The organism is Fontivita pretiosa (genome assembly GCF_050410795.1).
Taxonomy (GTDB): Bacteria; Planctomycetota; Phycisphaerae; order Tepidisphaerales; family Tepidisphaeraceae; genus Fontivita; species Fontivita pretiosa.
Genome location: NZ_CP191258.1, coordinates 2,973,467 through 2,989,128, shown reverse-complemented (window position 1 = coordinate 2,989,128; position 15,662 = coordinate 2,973,467). Strand labels below are relative to the sequence as shown.

Sequence of the window (15,662 nt, the reverse complement as noted above, 5' to 3'; positions counted from 1 at the left end):
CGCCAGATGAATCCGCTTCGCCGCCGCCCCTGCGCTCCCTGGCCGTCGCTGGGGCAAACACCGCCGGGAAGGTAGGAAATAGGTGACTGTCCCTGGTTTACAAGTGTCTTGGACCGAGTGCGACATGAGCCAACCGGCAGAGCAGCATCGGCTAATCGCTTCGAGTGTCGTTGGAATGCTTATCGTGGTGAGGACGCTCGCCCAGCGCATGGGGAGCACCTCGCTATTGAAGCATTCTCCATCATCACATCCCGGCAAGTGCTTAGGTTACGTCGCCAAATTGCCGAAGTGATGATGAAATTGTGACTAATAGGAACACGCAATGTGCCGACACAGAGGCCGCGCAATTGCTGGCATGATCCTTGTGACCGCTGTTGTCGCCGTTGCGATCTGTGCCGCCGTCTGGTTCAAGCTTCCAAGGACAGCGGCGGGCAATCGAGTCAGTGCTGAGCCTGGCAGCCGCGAATTGTCCGCACAGGAACTGTTCGCAAGGGCGTCTCCTGCAGTCGTCCGAGTTGTTGTCCGCGACCGCCAATTCAAGGTCACGGGCATGGGTTCAGGTTTTTTCATTTCTGACGACGGACTTTTAGTCACGAATTACCACGTCATCAAAGGCGCGGAATCGGCAGACATCTTGCGCGCCGACAACAGTACGTGATTCCGCGCAACGCCAACGACTACGCTCGACTTCTGTCCCTGCCGCGGCTGCTGCTCGGCGGCTCGGGTCTTCTTGCACCAGCCGAGCGGCGGGCGTACAACGATCGCATGCGCCGACTCTATCTCAAAGACTGCGTCGCCGGCGACATCGTCGAGGACGTGTTCGTCGTGGCCAACAAGCAATTCTCGCCCACGCAGACGGGCAAATACTTCATCAAGGCGTTTGTGTCGGATCGCTCGGCGCAGCTCAACGCGCGGATGTGGAACGCGACGCGCGACATCTTCAACGCCATGCCCGAAAGCGGCTTTCTGAAGATCCGCGGGAGAATCGAGAACTACCAGAACAACCTCCAGTTGATCATCGAGCAGATGTGGCCGGCAAAGCAGGGCAGCTTCGACATCCAGGACCTGATCCCGCACACCAGCAGGAACATCGACCAGATGTGCGCGCGGCTGCATGATCTGATCGGCAGCATCCAGAACCGCTACGTCGCGGCCATACTGCAAACCTACCTCGATGACGAGCAGTTGATGGAGCGGTTCTGCAAGGCGCCGGCGGCGATGAACATGCACCACGCGTTCATCGGCGGGCTGCTGGAACACACGCTCAATGCGATGGAAGTCGCCGACGCGATCATCCGCTTTTATCCGGGGCTGAACCGCGATTTGGTCCTGGCCGGGATCTTCCTGCACGACATCGCCAAGACATGGGAGCTGTGTTACGACTGCGCCTTCGGGTACACCGATGGCGGGCAGCTCGTGGGGCACATCGTCAAGAGCGCGATCTGGCTGGAGCAGCGCGCCCGCACGGCTGAACAGATGCTCGGCGAGCAGATCCCGCAGAACCTGATCGACGTGCTGGAACACATCATCATCTCGCACCACGGCACGCCGGAGTTCGGCGCCATCAAGCCCCCCAGCACCCCCGAAGCCATCGCCGTGCACTTCATCGAAAACATGGACGCGAAGCTGATGATGGCCCTGTCGTGCACGAGGCAACAGGCGGCTGAGGGGGAGTCGGCCGGGACAAATGGCACCGGCGAGCAGGGGAACTGGACGGAATACCTCAAGGCGTTCGGGGGCAAGCTGTATCGCCCGGACGTGGCGCCGGCGGATGTGGGCGAAGGCCGGGCGTTGCCGGATTCCGCGGCGCAGGACGCCGCCCCGGCCCGCGGCCCGGATCAATCAACGGCCGTGCCCACGCTCAAACTCGAGATCAACAACCCGCTGTTCGAGTCGGTAAAAAAGAGCAGGAAGTGACTGCCGGCGAACGAGCCTGTCGCCGGCGCCGCGTCGATTGGCGGATGCCCGGATTCGTCCATTAGACTGCGGCGGCAGTGTTGGCCCGTCTGGGAACACGTTCGGCCCCACCCGTCTTAGCCGGGGGCAAAAGGAGCGATGATATGCGACGCATCAGATCGATGGGGTTGGTGTTGGCGCTGTTGATCGCCGCATCCCTGACCGCTTACGCGCAGGACTCGGGCAAACCGGCGAAGAAGGCGATCAAGCTCACCAAGCCCTGGAGCGAACTGACCAGCCTCACCGACGAACAGAGGGCGCAGATTCACGAGATCCACCAGAAGGCGCTGGCGGAAATCAAGGCCATCCGGGAGAAGGAGGAGGCGGACATCCTTGCGCTTCTGACGCCCCAGCAGAAAGAGGAGCTGGCGGCTTTGGAGGCCAGGGAGAAAGCCGCCGCCAAGGAGCGTCGCGCCGCCAAGAAGCAGGACGAGCAGACCGAGAAGCCGGAGTGATCCGGCAAAGTCAGCTTCACCTGATGCACTGGGAACAGCGGAAGCAGCATCGCCGCTTGCGGTTTAGCGGTGGTGGTTGTTCATTGCGCTAAGCCGCAGGCGGCGGTGCGATCCTGCAATAGAGATTGTCTTCGGTTGTCGGTGGCTGCCGGAGCCGACTGACCAGCGGTCACAGAATCGCGTCCAGCGCCTCGCGGAAGTCCTGCTCCCGTCGCAGTCCGACAAACTTTTGAACGACCTGGCCGTCCTTGAAAAGGATCACGGTGGGGATGGCGCTGATGCCATATTTCATTGCGGTATCGCGATTTGCATCCGTATCGAGCTTGCCCACCTTCACCCTGCCCGCGTAGCTGGCTGCCAGCTTCTCGATCGTCGGGGCCAGAAGCCGGCAGGGCTGGCACCACTCGGCCCAGAAATCTACCAGCACCGGCTGAGGCGACTTGATGACCTCCGTCTCGAAGTTCTCATCAGTAAACTCTTTAACGAAATCACTGGCCATGATTGCTCCTTGATGCCGCCGAAGCGGGCAGGCAAGGATCATAGAAGTCGGTCAAAAACCTGTCAACGCGGCCCCCAAGGCATGGCGGCGGGGCGAGCGGGATCATGAACCGGCCCGTTGTTTCAGTAACTGGCGAACGTGAAGTGCGTTAAGCAATCCGACGGCAAACAGCCCAAGCCCCACGCCGATCAGCGTCCAGGGCAACCAGATCCCCGAATCGCGGAATGGGGAGTCCGGTTCGGTGGTGAACCACAAGCCCCCGATCACCACCAGCATAATCCCCCCGCTCAGCAGAATCGGAATCAGCGTCCGCTTCAATTCCAGCCAGCGTAATCCACTGCCGGTGAATGGCCGAGGGGCAGGCGATCGGGGCAGGAACACATCGGCGCCAGGCGGCGGGACCGGCACCAGATCATCTTCCGGGGAGACTGCGCCATCCAGTTCAACCAACAAGGAATCGACACCTGGCTGCGGTGGCTGAGCCTGCGAAGCTGGCCGAGACGGAGCAAATGGCCTCTTCGGCGGCAGTTTGGCAACACCCGGGATCGGGGAAATGGCGGCCCGGTCCGGATCCGGCGATTGTGCCGGGGGCTGATCGGGTTGGTGCTGATCAGGCATGGGGATGCGTGCTGCGAGTGCACCGCAATGGGCTTCGACCGCTAGACCCGCGCTGCCGCGCGATGCGGTGCAGATTTCCTGGGTTACCGGTCGCGGCCACCGGGCTTTGTCGCCGGCGCGGTTTTCCAGTGCACGGCGGCAGGTCGCAGGATTATAGTGGACCGCATGGCCGGGTGAAATGCGTTGTGCATGGCACAAGGAGGCATGCCAGCGATGTCATCCACGGCAAGTAGTTCAACGTCGGTTCGTCCGCCTGCGGTGGCGGGGACGTTTTATCCTTCCGACCCGCAGCAGTGTCGCGAGTTGGCGCGGTCGCTGGTGCGCGGCACGGGTCAAGAGTCGCGCCTGCCGCCAGCATCGAGCGCGGAGGAGTCGATGCGTCACGGGCGCGTGTGGGTTGGCGGGCTGGTACCGCACGCGGGGTGGATCTGTAGCGGTGCGATCGCCGGGCAGACCATTCGCGCCTTGGCGCAGGGTCCGCCGGTGTCCGTCGTCGTCGTTTTTGGCGCGGTACATACGCCGATCCCCATCGACGTGGCGGCGCTGGACTCGTTCGGGCGCTGGCACGTGCCCGGCGGGGATTGCCAGGTCGAGCAGGAGATTCGCCGCCGGCTGGAGGAGGCCCGAGGCGACCTGTTCGTCGTCGATGACCGGTTTCATCGTCGCGAGCACGCCGTCGAGGTTGAGCTGCCGCTGATTCGCGAGGCCTGGCCCAATGCGACGATCGTCCCGATCGAGGTGCCAGCCGAGCCACAGGCGGTTGAGATCGGGCGGGCCACGGCGCGCGTCGTGGCGCCGATGATCGGCCCGGATCGCCGAGTGATCTTCCTGGCCAGCAGCGACCTGACGCACTATGGCCCGGCGTACGACTTTGCGCCGGCGGGCATCGGGCCGCGCGGTCTGGCCTGGGCCAAGCAGAACGACCGCCGGCTGCTCGATCAGGTGCTGGCGCTGCGCGAGCAGGCGATCGTCCCGGAGGTTCAGCGGCACCTCAACGCCTGTGGCGGTGGTGCGATCGCGGCGATGCTGGCGGCGTGCCGGGAGCTGGGCTGCGCCAACGAGGCGCGGCTCCTGTCGCATGCCAACAGCTTCGAAACCCTCTCCGAGGTGGCGCCGCAGCCGCCCGATAATGCGGTCGGTTACGCATCGATCGTCGTGGGCTGAGTCGAGCCTGGCGGAGAAGGCGCGGAAGTTGAGGCGTTGACGCATCCTCGCCGCCGCGGCGTGGCGTTGGGGCGTCAGCGATACGGGGGAATGTTGACTTGCGGCATCAGCCGGCACAGTCGTCGCCAACGCTGCGGGACGAGCGGCCCCAAACGGGGCAGTTTCAAAGGGGAATTGCATCCCCCGCAACCGCACCAGCCAGCCCGGCCGACGCCGCAGCCGCGTGGAACAGGCTTTGCCATAGCCGTGGCACACAGCCATTGATGGGAGCACAAGCAATGAATGAACAGGAGTTTCAAACAAAACTGGCGGAGCTGATGGGTGAGATCAGCACACTGCCCGCAACCGAGCGCGCCAAGCTCGAGAAGCTCGCCGACGAAACCCGCCAGCGCCACGAGCGCCTCCGCCAGACCGTCAGCTCGCTCCAGGAGAGCCTGGACTACCTGCGGCTGAGCATCAAGTACCTGGTGTTCGACCTGGAGGCCACGCGGCGCGAGAACGGGTATCTGCGGAAAATGCTCGAAGAAACCAGCGGCAACAACGAATGAGATGGATGAACCTGAGCAGGCATTAGGCGTCGTGCGTCCGGGCCGCTCGCCAGAACGGCCCGGGCGATGCGAAAAAACCCCTTTCAGGATGAGCAGGCGCAATGCGTGGCGCCTGCTCTTCTTTTTGCGGCGAGCGTTGGGTAAGGTGCCACCAGGACTGCAATCGTCGAGCATGAGCGATAAAGCTGACCAGCCCGAATCAATCGCGAACTTTGCCGGCCAGGCAATTGCGACGCTGCTGACCCGCATCGAGCAGTCGCCGGGCGGAAGCGAGGGCGAAGGCGGTCGCGCCGCGGCGGCGGAGGAACTGTTTCCCCTCGTCTATCAGGAACTGCGCAAACGCGCCGCCTATTACCTGGCGCAGCATCGCCCGGGCAACACGCTCCAGGCGACGGCGATCGTGCACGAGGCGTATCTCAAGCTCGCCGGCGGCGATTCGCCGCGACAGTACGAATCGCAACGCCATTTCTTCAACGCCGCCGCCGAAGCCATGCGACAGATTCTGGTCGATCATGCCCGCGCCAGCAAAGCGCAGAAGCGTGGCGGCGGCGCGACGCGACTGGACATCGACAGGATCGATCCGCAGGATCCCTCCTGCAAGCCTGAAACATCCGACCAGCTCGATCTGGAGGCTCTGGATCGGGCACTGGGGCAGCTTCGACAGGAGGATCCGCGCCGTTACCAGGTCGTGATGTACCGCTACTTTGCCGGGCTGGAGCACAAGCGAATCGCCGAGTTGCTCGAAATCTCGCAGCGCACCGTCGAGCGGGACTGGAAGCTGGCCAGGCAGTATCTGCGCGGCAAGCTGGCGAGCTGAAGCGGGCCGCTGCAGTCGAGATCGCAGCGGGCAACTGCTAGAATCGCGGGCATGATTTCCGCCCTGACCGGTACGCTTCGGCAAGTCGTCGAAGATCGTGTGTATGTCGAAGCCGGCCCGATGGTCTACGAGATGCTCATCCCGGCATCGGATGTGGAATTGCTCCAGGGGTCCGTCGGCGAGCAGATGACGTTTCACACCATCTTCTATCTGGAAGGCGACGCCTCCAGCGGCAGTCTGGATCCCCGGCTGATCGGGTTTCTGCGTCGCGAGGACAAGCGGTTTTTCGAAAAGTTCATCACGGTCAAAGGCATCGGCCCAAAGAAGGCGCTGCGGGCGCTGGCGATGCCGGTGGGCCAGATCGCGCACGCGATCGAGTCGAAGGATGCGCGGTTTCTCTCGCAGCTTCCGATGGTCGGCAAGCGTCTGGCGGAGCAGATCGTCGCGGAGCTGGCCGGAAAGGTGCAGGAATTCGCCGCGGACCTGCCGGCCGACGCGCGGCGGGGAGCGGGGCTGTCGCAGACGATCAGGCGATTCAGCGAAGTCGAAGAGGACGCGATCGCCGCGCTGATGGCGCTGGGCGAGAGGCGGCTCGACGCCGAGCATCTGCTGGAGCGCGCCCGCCAGGCCAGCGGCCACCTCAACACCACCGACGCCTACGTCCGCGAGATGCTGCGTCTGCGGACGGTGCGCGTTTGATCGGCCTGATTCCCGCCGCGCAAAGCGGCGGACCCGGCTCATCGTCGATCCCCACAAACCGTCGCGGCGCGATCAGCACGAACAAGGGCGCGATGGGAATGGAATTGCTTCGCGATACGGGTACTGCTTCGTGTCGCTCGCGGCTATCGCCCGCGGGTTCAGGCGGATCGGGAACCCCATTTCGGCGGGCGTTTCTCGATAAAGGCCCGCAGTCCTTCTTCCGCTTCGGACGAGTTGCGCGCCTCAAGGTGATATCGGATCGCTCGGCCAAGCTCCTGACGGATCGGATGCGGGCTGAATTCGTCAAGCACTCGCTTGCTGCGCACGACGGCGTTGGGCGCTGCCCGGCAAACCTGCCGCGCCAGCTCCATCGCCGTGTCCACCAGTTGCTGCGCCGGGACCACGCGGTTCACCAGCCCGATCTGTCTGGCGCGTTCGGCGTCGATGGTCTGTCCGAGCAAGACCAGCTCGCGTGCGGTGCGATCGGCAACCTGGCGCTGGAGGATGGCCGTCACCAGCGCCGCGACGAGTCCGCGATGTACTTCGGGAAAGCCGAGCTTCAGGTCATCGGCTGCGACGACGAAGTCACAGGCCATGACCAGCCCCGCCCCGCCGCCGATGGCCGCCCCGTGCGCTGCGGCGATCGTGACCAGCGGCGAGGTGCAGATCGCCTCGAACATCCGCGCCATCGCCTCGGCGGACTTTTCGGCCATGTCCGCTTGCGACGCTTCGAGCAGATCCAGCCCCGCGCAGAATGCCGGCCCTTCGCCGCGGACGATCAACACGCGCCGCGCCAGCTCGCCCGCAGACTGCATTACCGCCGACGTGATCTGCTGGATCAGCTCCAGACTCAGCGCGTTGCGCTTGTCGGCACGGTCGAGCGTGAGGATCGCGATGGCTGCATCTGGCGATTCGAGCTTTACAAGGGGTTGGCTCATGGCAGGCATTGTGGCAGCAAATCGTCGGGCACGTCGATCGACATTTCAAGCAGGACCTGACCCAGCGCCTTGCCCTGGGCGTCGATGCGCAGCGACAGTCCGGCGCCGCCCTCGCCGAGGATCTCGGGCAGGACGAAGTTGAGCGCGCCCAGGTTCGGCAGCTCATAGCGCCTCACGCGGCCCGGATGCATCGGAGCGAAGAACTGTTCGACGACGTCGGCGGTGAGCCGCTGGCGGAGCAGCTCGTAACCCGCGGGCGTGTAAGCGATCAGGCCGATGTTCGCCGCGGCGCCCTTGTCGCCGCTGCGCGCGTATGCGATTTGTCCGAGCCGCAGCTTCATGCTTCTGATCCTTCTGGGCTCACGGGTATCCGGTTCACGTCCGCCGATGTCATCCAATGGGCCGCACCCGTTATGCGGCGTCAAACGTCGAGCACCTGCACCTGTGCCTGCACGCGGTCGCGCTGGATGAGGCACGGCCAATAGCCGAACACTTCGCGGACGGCCGGCCGACCGTCGAAGTAGCCGCTGGTTCCCTGCGGCCCACCGGTTACCAGCGGGACGATTTCGCGGCTGAATCGCTCGACAACGTCGCGCCGTTCATCGGCAACCGTGATGCGCAGCACGGTTTCGTGCAGATCGTCGCGTCGCGGCAATACGCCCGGCGCGGCATCGCCGCCGCCAAGACACTCCACCAGCGTCCGCTGCGGCTGGAAGCCCGCGCGACGCAGACGATCCAGCACGATCTGGCCGCAGCGCCGCGCCTTGAGCACTGCATCGCGCCCGACGATCGTGAGCATCCCCGACGCCCGGTATCCGGCCCGGTATGTGGCACTGACTTTGTAAAACGGCGTGGGCGCGCGGCCCGTCGCGCCGCCGATCCGCACTCGATCGTCCCCAAGTTCCTGGACCCGCAGAGTCAGGAATGATGCCACGACATCGGGACTGATGTAGTTCGCCGGATCACCGATCTCATAGACAAGCTGCTCCTTGACTGTGCGCGCGTTGACGCGCCCGCCCGTGCCTGAAGGCTTGCTCAGCACGCACGAGCCGTCGTCGCTCACCTGGACGATCGGGAAGCCGATGTTGGCCGCATCGGGCACATCGAGCCAATCCGTGCTGATGCCGCCGGTGGCCTGAGTGCCGCACTCGATGAGGTGCCCGGCGACGGTCGCGCCGGCCAGACGGTCGTAGTCGTCGCTCCGCCAGCCGAAGTGTGCCATGCACGGCGCGACGGTGAGGCTGGGGTCAGCGAGGCGACCGGTGATGATGATGTCGGCTCCGACGTCGATCGCCTGGACGAGCGGCGCGGCGCCCAGATAGGCGTTGGCGGAGACGAGCCTGTCGAGGATGTCCGTCAGAGTGGCGCCGGTTTCCAGGTTGCAGTAGTGCTGGCACGTCGGATCGGATCGAAGCTGCTCGAGGACGTCATCGCCGCTGACGATGCCCATCTTCATCCCCGCGCATCCGGATCCACGCAAAATGGCGACGCACGCCTGGGCGCAGCCCCGCGGGTTCAACCCGCCGGCGTTGGAGATCAGTCGCATGCGGCTGCCGTTTCGCCACGCCGGCGCGAGAGACTGGATCACGTCCAGAAAGTCGCGCGCGTAGCCGGCGGTTGGATCGCGCTGCCGCTGCCGCGCCAGAATCGACATCGACACTTCGGCCAGATAATCCAGCGTCAGCCAGTCGATCTGCGGCTGCTGGGCAAGCAATGTGGCCGGGGCGTCGGAGCTGTCGCCCCAGAAGGCCTGCGCGTTGGCGATGCGTATGTTGTCGTCCATACAGCGACTGTTCGGCATCTGCACCGAAAACCCGGGCACAGGGATAAGCAGGACTCACACCTGCAACACGCCGGCGCGAAGCCCGCCCGGCGGAGGCGGGCGCGTCGCCAGCTTCAGCGACTCGATCAGCACATCGCGTGTCGTGTGCGGGGCGATGATGGCATCGACCCAGCCGCGAGCGGCGGCGTAACGTACGTCGGTCTGCTGCTGATATCCCGCGCGAATCGTCTGGCCAAGCTCGTCGATCTGTGCCTGCGTCAGCTTCCGGCCCGCTCGCTCCGCCTGGCGCTGGGCAAGCTTCAGCAGCGTGCCCGCGGCCTGCTCTGCGCCCATGACGGCGTATTTCGCGCTCGGCCAGGCGTAGATGAACACCGGATCAAACGCCTTGCCGCACAGCGCGTAGTTGCCGGCCCCGAACGAGCCGCCGACGATCACGGTGATTTTCGGGACTGTCGAGTTGCTTACGACGTTCACGAGCTTGGCGCCGCTGCGGATGATGCCATGCTGCTCGGCGTCGCGGCCGACCATGAAGCCCTGCACGTCCTGGAAGAAGACGATCGGCAGTTGCGTCTGGTTGCAGTCCATGACGAAGCGCGCGGCCTTGTCGGCGCTGTCGGGGTAGATCACGCCGCCGATCTGAAGCTCTCCGCGGGGGGACTTGGTTCGCGTGCGCTGGTTGGCGACGATGCCGACCTTGATTCCGCCGATCGCGGCATAGGCGCACACGAGACTCTTGCCGTAGTCGGCTTTGTATTCGATGAGCGAGTCGGGATCGACGAAGCATTTGAGCAGGTCGCGGGCGTCGTATTCCCTGCGTCCATCGAGACTGAGCAGGTCATAAACCCTGTAAAAGACTCCCGACCCCTTTTTTAAGGGGTCGGGAGTCTTTTTCGGACAGGCAGGCAGAAGCGCGATGAGCTGGCGCAGCCGCGACAGGCATGACTCATCATCCTTCTCATGAAAATCCACCGTGCCGCTGATCTGCGAGTGCATCGTCGCGCCGCCAAGCTCCTCGGGACTTGCGTCCTGTCCGATCGCCGCCTTCACCAGCGCCGGCCCGGCAAGGTACAGCTCGCTGCCGCTGGTCATGAGGATCTTGTCGCACAGGACCGGCAGGTACGCCCCGCCCGCCACGCAGTTGCCCATGATCGCCGCATACTGCGGCACGCCCATCGCGCTGAGCACCGCGTTGTTTCGGAAGATTCGCCCGAAGTCGTCTTCGTCCGGGAAGATCTCATCCTGCATCGGCAGAAACACGCCCGCCGAATCAACCAGATACACCAGCGGCAGGTTGCACTTCGCGGCGATCTTCTGGGCCCGCAGAACCTTCTTGCAGGTCATCGGGAAAAAGGCCCCCGCCTTCACCGTCGCGTCGTTGGCGACGATCATGCATGGCCTATCGTGAACATATCCGACGCCCGTGACCACGCCCGCCGACACAACCTCGCCCACCTCCTGGTACATCCCCCAGGCCGCCCACAGCCCGAATTCGATCCAGGGCGAGTCCTTGTCCAGCAGCAGTGCCAGGCGCTGTCGCACACCCAATCGCCCCAGGTTTTTCTGCCGCGCATGGCCTGCTTGTCCGCCTCCCTGACGAAGCACCTGCTCCTGCGCCAGGATTTGATCAGTCCATGATCGCAAAGACGCCGAGGCATCGAGCGGCGACGACGCACTGCTCGTCCTGGCGTTGCTGGTCATGTCGCCTGGTTTGCGGGCCTTTGCGTTCATTCGATGCTTTCGGGAACCAGTTTGTACCATCCCTTGCCATCCGGCCGGACGCGCATGCAGGGGTTGCCCGGCTCATGGTCGAGCACGAGCAGCCAGTCGTGCTTGGCCGCATCCAGCAGGAACCAGTGCCGCGTGAGCATACTGGTGTACGGCTCGACATCGTACGCCAGGCTGTACGCCGCTCCGACGTGGTGAATCGTGGGCATCACATCGGGTGTGAAGACGACCGTGCGTCCGTGCTGGTCGGTGAACTTGACTGCCTGCTGGCCCCAGGTGTGCCCGGGCGCGAGGAAGACCTCGATGCCCGGCAGCACGGGGGTGACCCGCTGCTGGAGGGGAATCGCCGGCAACTGGTCGCGGTCAAGCGGCTGGCCGGGAAGGAACGGAGGGGTGGATTCGACCAGCCGCAGCCGCTCGCGTATCGGATCCAGATGACTTCGGTAGTACGTGCGGGTCATGACGGAACGAGCGGCGATGGCATCTTCCCATTCGCGGCGTTGAACGATGACCCGCGCGTTGGGGAAGGTCAGTTCGCTTCCGTCGCCATGCCGCGCCCGCCGCACTAGCCCGCCCGCGTGGTCGAAGTGCAGGTGTGAGAGAATCACATGATCGACATCTTCGCATCGCGCCCCGGCCTGGTCGATCGCGTCGTGGATGTGATAATCTTCCAGCCCGAAGATCTCCCGCATCTTGGGATCCAGCGTCTGGCTGCTGCCGGCCTCGATCAACACCGTGTGTTGGTCATTGCTCAACAGCAGACAGTTGTGGGCCAGCGTGATGCGGTTGCGTTCGTCCGGGGTAACGAGCCTGGACCAGACGACTCTCGGCACCACGCCGAACATTCCGCCGCCATCCAGCAGCAGACGTCCGGCGCGAAGCAGTTTCCAGCGATAGCGTGGTTCGCCCATGGATTCAGGACCACCTTGTGACACTGGGTTCATTGAGTCGTTGGCAGAAGCTCGTCGGGATTTTGCAGAAGCTGGATGATCTTCGCCAGCGCGGTGGCGGCGGTGCCACCGTCGATGACGCGATGATCCGCGCCCAGGCTCAGGGGCAGCAGCCGCCCAACTCCGATCATCCCCTGGCGCACCACCACGCCCTCGCGCGCGCGGCCCACCGCGAGGATCCCGGCCTCGGGATAGTTGATGATCGGCGTTCCGAATCTGCCGGCGTAGCTGCCGAAATTGCTGATCGTGAAGGTGGAGCCTGTGAGTTGATCCCGAGGCAGCGTGCGGTCGCGGGCGGCCTTTGCCAGTTGCGCGATCCGCCGCGCCAACTCCAGAACGCCAAGCTTGTCCGCGTCGTGGATCACCGGCACCATCAGACCGCTTTCGGTGTCCGTCGCGATCCCCAAATGCACGCGGCGATGCTGAACGATCTCCTGCTTCTCGTCATCCACCGTCGAATTGAGCCGGTTGAACTGCGACCCCTCGCGGCCCGAAAGAACCCGACACACCGCCGACGCAACGAACGGCAGCAGGCTGATCTTTTCGTTGGAGGCGGCCATCAGCTTGCGCCGCAGATTCTCCAGTGCCGAGACATCGGCCTCGTCCATCACGGTGTAGTGAACCGCATGGGTCACGCTGTAGCGGAGGTGCTCGGCGATGGTTCGTCGCACGCCGCGGAAGGTAATGCGCATGCAATCGCCTTGAGCGGAAGGCGGTTCGCGCTGGTCATGGGCGGCCATTTCGACGATGGGCGGAGGCGCGGGCGGCTCATCATCGAACAGGGGCTGAGGCGTCAATCCCGCCGCGCGTGCCGCCGCCTGCACATCTCGCGAGGTGATCCGCCCGCCGATGCCCGTACCCTGGACCTGTTCCAGATCCACGCCCAGATCCCGGGCCAGACGACGCACCGCCGGCGCGGCGCGCACCTTGCCGGGTTCCTCGCCTACGCCGCCAACTGCCGACAGCGTTCCCACGACTGTACCGGCGTCCGCCGATTCCCCGCCGCCGATTCGCGTCGCGCCGGCCGCAGGCTGGTCCTGAGCCTGATACGTCACCAGCGGCATACCGACCTTGATGCGATCGCCCGGCTTGCCGTGCAGCACCGCGATCGTTCCCTCGCGCGGGCTGGGCACTTCCACCAGCGCCTTGTCCGTCTCCATCCGGGCGATCGTGTCATGCTCGCTGACGTGCTGACCCGGCGCGACGGTCCACTCGACCAATTCGGCTTCGCTCAGCCCTTCGCCAAGGTCCGGCAGGTAAAAGACATTTGGATCGGTTCCGGCTCGTGCCATCGCAGTTTCCAATAACGACCCGGGATCTCCGATCCCAAGTTCCCAATCAGATCATCAATACGCCAGACAATCCTGAATGCTTCGCATGATGCGGGTGGAATCGGGCAGATAGTCGTTCTCCAGCTTGTAGTACGGCATCACGACATCGAACCCGGTCACGCGCTGCACCGGCGCTTCCAGGTAAAGAAAACAGTGCTCCTGGATCAACGCGGAAATCTCCGCGCCCAATCCCACGGACTTGGGCGCCTCATGGACGCCCACGGCCCGGCCGGTCTTCCGCACCGACTGCGCGATCGTCTCGTAGTCGATCGGCCAGATCGTGCGCAGGTCGATCAGCTCGACGCTGATGTTCTCGGGCAGGTGGTCGATCGCTTCCAGGCACTCGAACACCATCGCGCCCCACGTGACCACGGTGATGTCGGTTCCCTCATTGAGCAGCTTCGCCTGACCGATCGGGATCGTGTACTCGTCTTCGGGGACATCTTCCTTGAAGCTGCGATAGACGCGCTTGGGCTCAAAGAATATCACCGGATCGGGATCGCGGATGGCGCTGATGAGCAGTCCCTTGGCGTCGTAGGGTCGCGAGGGCATGACGACCTTGAGGCCGGGGGTGTGGGCGTAGACCGCTTCCGGCGAATCGCTGTGCAGCTCGGGCGCGTGGATTCCACCGCCTACGGGCACTCGAACCGTGATCGGGCAGGTGAGCACGCCTCGCGTCCGCGTGCGGATCCGCGCGGCGTTGGTGACGAGCTGGTCGTACGCCGGGCCGAGAAAGCCTTCGAACTGGATCTCCGGGATCGGGCGCATGCCCGCCATCGCCAGGCCGATGGATGTGCCGATGATGCCCGATTCGCTCAGCGGCGTGTCGATCACGCGCTCGGGGCCGAAGCGCTTCTGGAGGCCTTCGGTCACGCGGAACACGCCCCCGTTCACGCCCACGTCTTCGCCGAGGACCAGGACGCGCTCGTCGGCCTCCATTTCCTGCACCAGCGCCAGGTTGATCGCCTCGACAAGGTTGAGCTTAGGCATGGTGCGGCTCCCGGTGTTTGGCCCGCAGGCCGATCTGCTCGGGATCCTGTCCGATCGAATCCGTCCGCAGCGTCTGCTTCTGCCTGATGATCTCGGGTGGAAGCTGCTCGAAGGTGTAGTCGAACATGCTTTCGATCGAAGGCTTGCCGGTCCGCAGCGCCGCCTGCACCACGTCCTGCACCATCGCCTTGGCGCGCTTTTCGGTCTGGACCTGGAGATCATCGTTCCAGAGGGACTTGGATTCGAGATACTTGCGCGTTCGGATCAGCGGATCGCGCGCCAGGGCGGCTTCGTACTCCTTTGGATCACGGTAGCGGCGGGCGTCGTCGGCGGTGGTGTGATCGCCCAGGCGATACGTGAGGCATTCGATGAAGGACGGCCCGCCGCCGCCGCGGGCACGCTCCACCGCCTCGCGATGCGCCTTGTAGACCGCGAAGATGTCATTGCCATCGACCTGAATGGCCGGCATCCCGTACGCCAGCGCCTTCTGCGCGAACGTCTGTGCGGCGGTCTGCCGGCATGATGGCACCGAAATCGCCCAGCAGTTGTTCAGGCATGTGAAGATCACCGCAAGCCTGAACACCGATGCGAAGTTCATCGCCTCGTGAAAATCACCCGTCGACGTGGCGCCATCGCCAAAGAAGCTCAGCACGACCTTCGGTTCCTTTCGCATCTTAAAGGCCCAGGCGATGCCCGCGGCGTGCAGGGTCTGTGTGCCGATCGCCACGATCAGCGGGTTGATGCAGTAGTGAGCGGGGATCGCATTGCCCCGCTCATCTCCCATCCAGAACAGCAGCACGTAGTGCATCGGCAGCCCGTGCAGAAACAAAGCCGGATTCTCCCGGTAATATGGCACGATGTGATCCCAGCCGCGCCGCAGCGCCCTGGCGGCGCCCAGCGCCGAGGCCTCCTGTCCCTTGTTTTGCGGAAATGTCCCCATTCGCCCGCTGCGCTGAAGCTTGAAGGCCTGTTCGTCAAATTCCCGGCAGATGATCATCTGCTCGTAGAGGGATCTGACGTCTTCGTCGCCGAGGGTGTCGCGGGCGAGGGTTTGATCGAGCCGGCCCTGCTCGTCGAGGATCTGGAGGCAGTCGATGCGGGCCTGGTACACCGTTTTCTGGGGCATGGGTGACTCCCTGAAAAACCGGCTTCGCACAGCACGCGACGGTCGGCCGCGGGCCACGCGCAC

17 protein-coding genes are annotated in these 15,662 nt (G+C 64.3%); 7 read left to right on the top strand and 10 right to left on the bottom strand.

Translation table 11 applies throughout. From position 1 onward, the window contains the following. The first annotated feature begins 355 nt into the window (after positions 1-355). The 3 genes from ACQS5P_RS12060 (at position 356) to ACQS5P_RS12050 (ending at position 2,411) form a co-directional block, all read left to right on the top strand. Positions 356-658 carry a hypothetical protein gene (locus ACQS5P_RS12060; RefSeq protein ID WP_428936872.1) on the top strand — a complete coding sequence of 101 codons (303 nt, stop codon included), beginning with the start codon at positions 356-358 and terminating at the stop codon, positions 656-658. Continuing rightward, positions 655-1,917 carry a 3'-5' exoribonuclease YhaM family protein gene (locus ACQS5P_RS12055; RefSeq protein WP_428936871.1) on the top strand — a complete coding sequence of 421 codons (1,263 nt, stop codon included), beginning with the start codon at positions 655-657 and terminating at the stop codon, positions 1,915-1,917. The genes ACQS5P_RS12060 and ACQS5P_RS12055 overlap by 4 nt, the downstream gene beginning before the upstream one ends. Positions 1,918-2,060: 143 nt before the next feature. Continuing rightward, positions 2,061-2,411, top strand: coding sequence for a hypothetical protein (locus tag ACQS5P_RS12050; protein WP_428936870.1), 351 nt, complete (start codon positions 2,061-2,063; stop codon positions 2,409-2,411). Between the two features lie 169 nt (positions 2,412-2,580). Here ACQS5P_RS12050 and trxA read toward each other — a convergent pair whose 3' ends face one another. After that, on the bottom strand, positions 2,581-2,910 hold the full coding sequence (gene trxA, locus ACQS5P_RS12045) for a thioredoxin (RefSeq protein ID WP_428936869.1): 330 nt from the start codon (positions 2,908-2,910) through the stop codon (positions 2,581-2,583). Positions 2,911-3,012: 102 nt separating this feature from the next. Continuing rightward, on the bottom strand, positions 3,013-3,363 hold the full coding sequence (locus tag ACQS5P_RS12040; RefSeq protein ID WP_428936868.1) for a hypothetical protein: 351 nt from the start codon (positions 3,361-3,363) through the stop codon (positions 3,013-3,015). 378 nt (positions 3,364-3,741) lie between these two features. Between ACQS5P_RS12040 and amrB the strand changes: the two genes are divergently transcribed. The 4 genes from amrB to ruvA all read left to right on the top strand — a co-directional run bounded on the left by amrB (position 3,742) and on the right by ruvA (position 6,756). Beyond that, positions 3,742-4,692 carry an AmmeMemoRadiSam system protein B gene (amrB, locus tag ACQS5P_RS12035; RefSeq protein ID WP_428936867.1) on the top strand — a complete coding sequence of 317 codons (951 nt, stop codon included), beginning with the start codon at positions 3,742-3,744 and terminating at the stop codon, positions 4,690-4,692. 278 nt (positions 4,693-4,970) lie between these two features. Further along, positions 4,971-5,240: a transcriptional regulator gene (locus ACQS5P_RS12030; RefSeq protein WP_428936866.1), complete on the top strand. Its 270-nt coding sequence runs from the start codon at positions 4,971-4,973 to the stop codon at positions 5,238-5,240. A gap of 172 nt (positions 5,241-5,412) precedes the next feature. Beyond that, complete coding sequence (locus ACQS5P_RS12025) at positions 5,413-6,057, top strand: ECF-type sigma factor (protein WP_428936865.1); 645 nt, start codon at positions 5,413-5,415, stop codon at positions 6,055-6,057. Between the two features lie 51 nt (positions 6,058-6,108). Further along, on the top strand, positions 6,109-6,756 hold the full coding sequence (ruvA, locus tag ACQS5P_RS12020; protein WP_428936864.1) for a Holliday junction branch migration protein RuvA: 648 nt from the start codon (positions 6,109-6,111) through the stop codon (positions 6,754-6,756). A 158-nt stretch (positions 6,757-6,914) separates the two neighbouring features. Here ruvA and ACQS5P_RS12015 read toward each other — a convergent pair whose 3' ends face one another. From ACQS5P_RS12015 to pdhA, 8 genes are all read right to left on the bottom strand, one after another. Then, positions 6,915-7,694, bottom strand: a complete 780-nt coding sequence (locus ACQS5P_RS12015; RefSeq protein ID WP_428936863.1) for an enoyl-CoA hydratase/isomerase family protein — start codon at positions 7,692-7,694, stop codon at positions 6,915-6,917. Continuing rightward, positions 7,691-8,035 (bottom strand): AtuA-related protein, encoded by a 345-nt coding sequence (locus ACQS5P_RS12010; RefSeq protein WP_428936862.1) that lies wholly within the window; start codon positions 8,033-8,035, stop codon positions 7,691-7,693. Before ACQS5P_RS12010 ends, ACQS5P_RS12015 begins: the two co-directional genes overlap by 4 nt. Positions 8,036-8,115: 80 nt before the next feature. After that, positions 8,116-9,477 (bottom strand): acyclic terpene utilization AtuA family protein, encoded by a 1,362-nt coding sequence (locus tag ACQS5P_RS12005; RefSeq protein WP_428936861.1) that lies wholly within the window; start codon positions 9,475-9,477, stop codon positions 8,116-8,118. A 54-nt stretch (positions 9,478-9,531) separates the two neighbouring features. Beyond that, positions 9,532-11,175: an acyl-CoA carboxylase subunit beta gene (locus ACQS5P_RS12000; protein ID WP_428941018.1), complete on the bottom strand. Its 1,644-nt coding sequence runs from the start codon at positions 11,173-11,175 to the stop codon at positions 9,532-9,534. A gap of 26 nt (positions 11,176-11,201) precedes the next feature. Continuing rightward, the gene (locus ACQS5P_RS11995; RefSeq protein ID WP_428936860.1) at positions 11,202-12,113 is read right to left on the bottom strand and encodes an MBL fold metallo-hydrolase; all 912 of its coding nucleotides are present in this window, start codon (positions 12,111-12,113) and stop codon (positions 11,202-11,204) included. A gap of 29 nt (positions 12,114-12,142) precedes the next feature. Beyond that, on the bottom strand, positions 12,143-13,444 hold the full coding sequence (locus ACQS5P_RS11990) for a dihydrolipoamide acetyltransferase family protein (RefSeq protein ID WP_428936859.1): 1,302 nt from the start codon (positions 13,442-13,444) through the stop codon (positions 12,143-12,145). A 54-nt stretch (positions 13,445-13,498) separates the two neighbouring features. Continuing rightward, a complete protein-coding gene (locus ACQS5P_RS11985; protein WP_428936858.1) occupies positions 13,499-14,473 on the bottom strand; it encodes an alpha-ketoacid dehydrogenase subunit beta in 975 nt (324 codons plus the stop codon). After that, the gene (pdhA, locus tag ACQS5P_RS11980; protein ID WP_428936857.1) at positions 14,466-15,599 is read right to left on the bottom strand and encodes a pyruvate dehydrogenase (acetyl-transferring) E1 component subunit alpha; all 1,134 of its coding nucleotides are present in this window, start codon (positions 15,597-15,599) and stop codon (positions 14,466-14,468) included. The genes ACQS5P_RS11985 and pdhA overlap by 8 nt, the downstream gene beginning before the upstream one ends. Between the last annotated feature and the right edge of the window lie 63 nt (positions 15,600-15,662).

Excerpts from the sequence above, each read along its gene's own strand:
- ACQS5P_RS11985 (WP_428936858.1), bottom strand. The coding sequence starts at position 14,473 with ATGCCTAAGCTCAACCTTGTCGAGGCGATCAACCTGGCGCTGGTGCAG.
- ACQS5P_RS12060 (WP_428936872.1), top strand. The coding sequence starts at position 356 with ATGATCCTTGTGACCGCTGTTGTCGCCGTTGCGATCTGTGCCGCCGTC.
- ACQS5P_RS11990 (WP_428936859.1), bottom strand. The coding sequence starts at position 13,444 with ATGGCACGAGCCGGAACCGATCCAAATGTCTTTTACCTGCCGGACCTT.
- ACQS5P_RS12010 (WP_428936862.1), bottom strand. The coding sequence starts at position 8,035 with ATGAAGCTGCGGCTCGGACAAATCGCATACGCGCGCAGCGGCGACAAG.
- ACQS5P_RS12000 (WP_428941018.1), bottom strand. The coding sequence starts at position 11,175 with ATGACCAGCAACGCCAGGACGAGCAGTGCGTCGTCGCCGCTCGATGCC.
- ACQS5P_RS12050 (WP_428936870.1), top strand. The coding sequence starts at position 2,061 with ATGCGACGCATCAGATCGATGGGGTTGGTGTTGGCGCTGTTGATCGCC.
- trxA (WP_428936869.1), bottom strand. The coding sequence starts at position 2,910 with ATGGCCAGTGATTTCGTTAAAGAGTTTACTGATGAGAACTTCGAGACG.
- ACQS5P_RS12005 (WP_428936861.1), bottom strand. The coding sequence starts at position 9,477 with ATGGACGACAACATACGCATCGCCAACGCGCAGGCCTTCTGGGGCGAC.
- ACQS5P_RS11995 (WP_428936860.1), bottom strand. The coding sequence starts at position 12,113 with ATGGGCGAACCACGCTATCGCTGGAAACTGCTTCGCGCCGGACGTCTG.
- ACQS5P_RS12025 (WP_428936865.1), top strand. The coding sequence starts at position 5,413 with ATGAGCGATAAAGCTGACCAGCCCGAATCAATCGCGAACTTTGCCGGC.
- ruvA (WP_428936864.1), top strand. The coding sequence starts at position 6,109 with ATGATTTCCGCCCTGACCGGTACGCTTCGGCAAGTCGTCGAAGATCGT.
- ACQS5P_RS12030 (WP_428936866.1), top strand. The coding sequence starts at position 4,971 with ATGAATGAACAGGAGTTTCAAACAAAACTGGCGGAGCTGATGGGTGAG.
- ACQS5P_RS12015 (WP_428936863.1), bottom strand. The coding sequence starts at position 7,694 with ATGAGCCAACCCCTTGTAAAGCTCGAATCGCCAGATGCAGCCATCGCG.
- pdhA (WP_428936857.1), bottom strand. The coding sequence starts at position 15,599 with ATGCCCCAGAAAACGGTGTACCAGGCCCGCATCGACTGCCTCCAGATC.
- amrB (WP_428936867.1), top strand. The coding sequence starts at position 3,742 with ATGTCATCCACGGCAAGTAGTTCAACGTCGGTTCGTCCGCCTGCGGTG.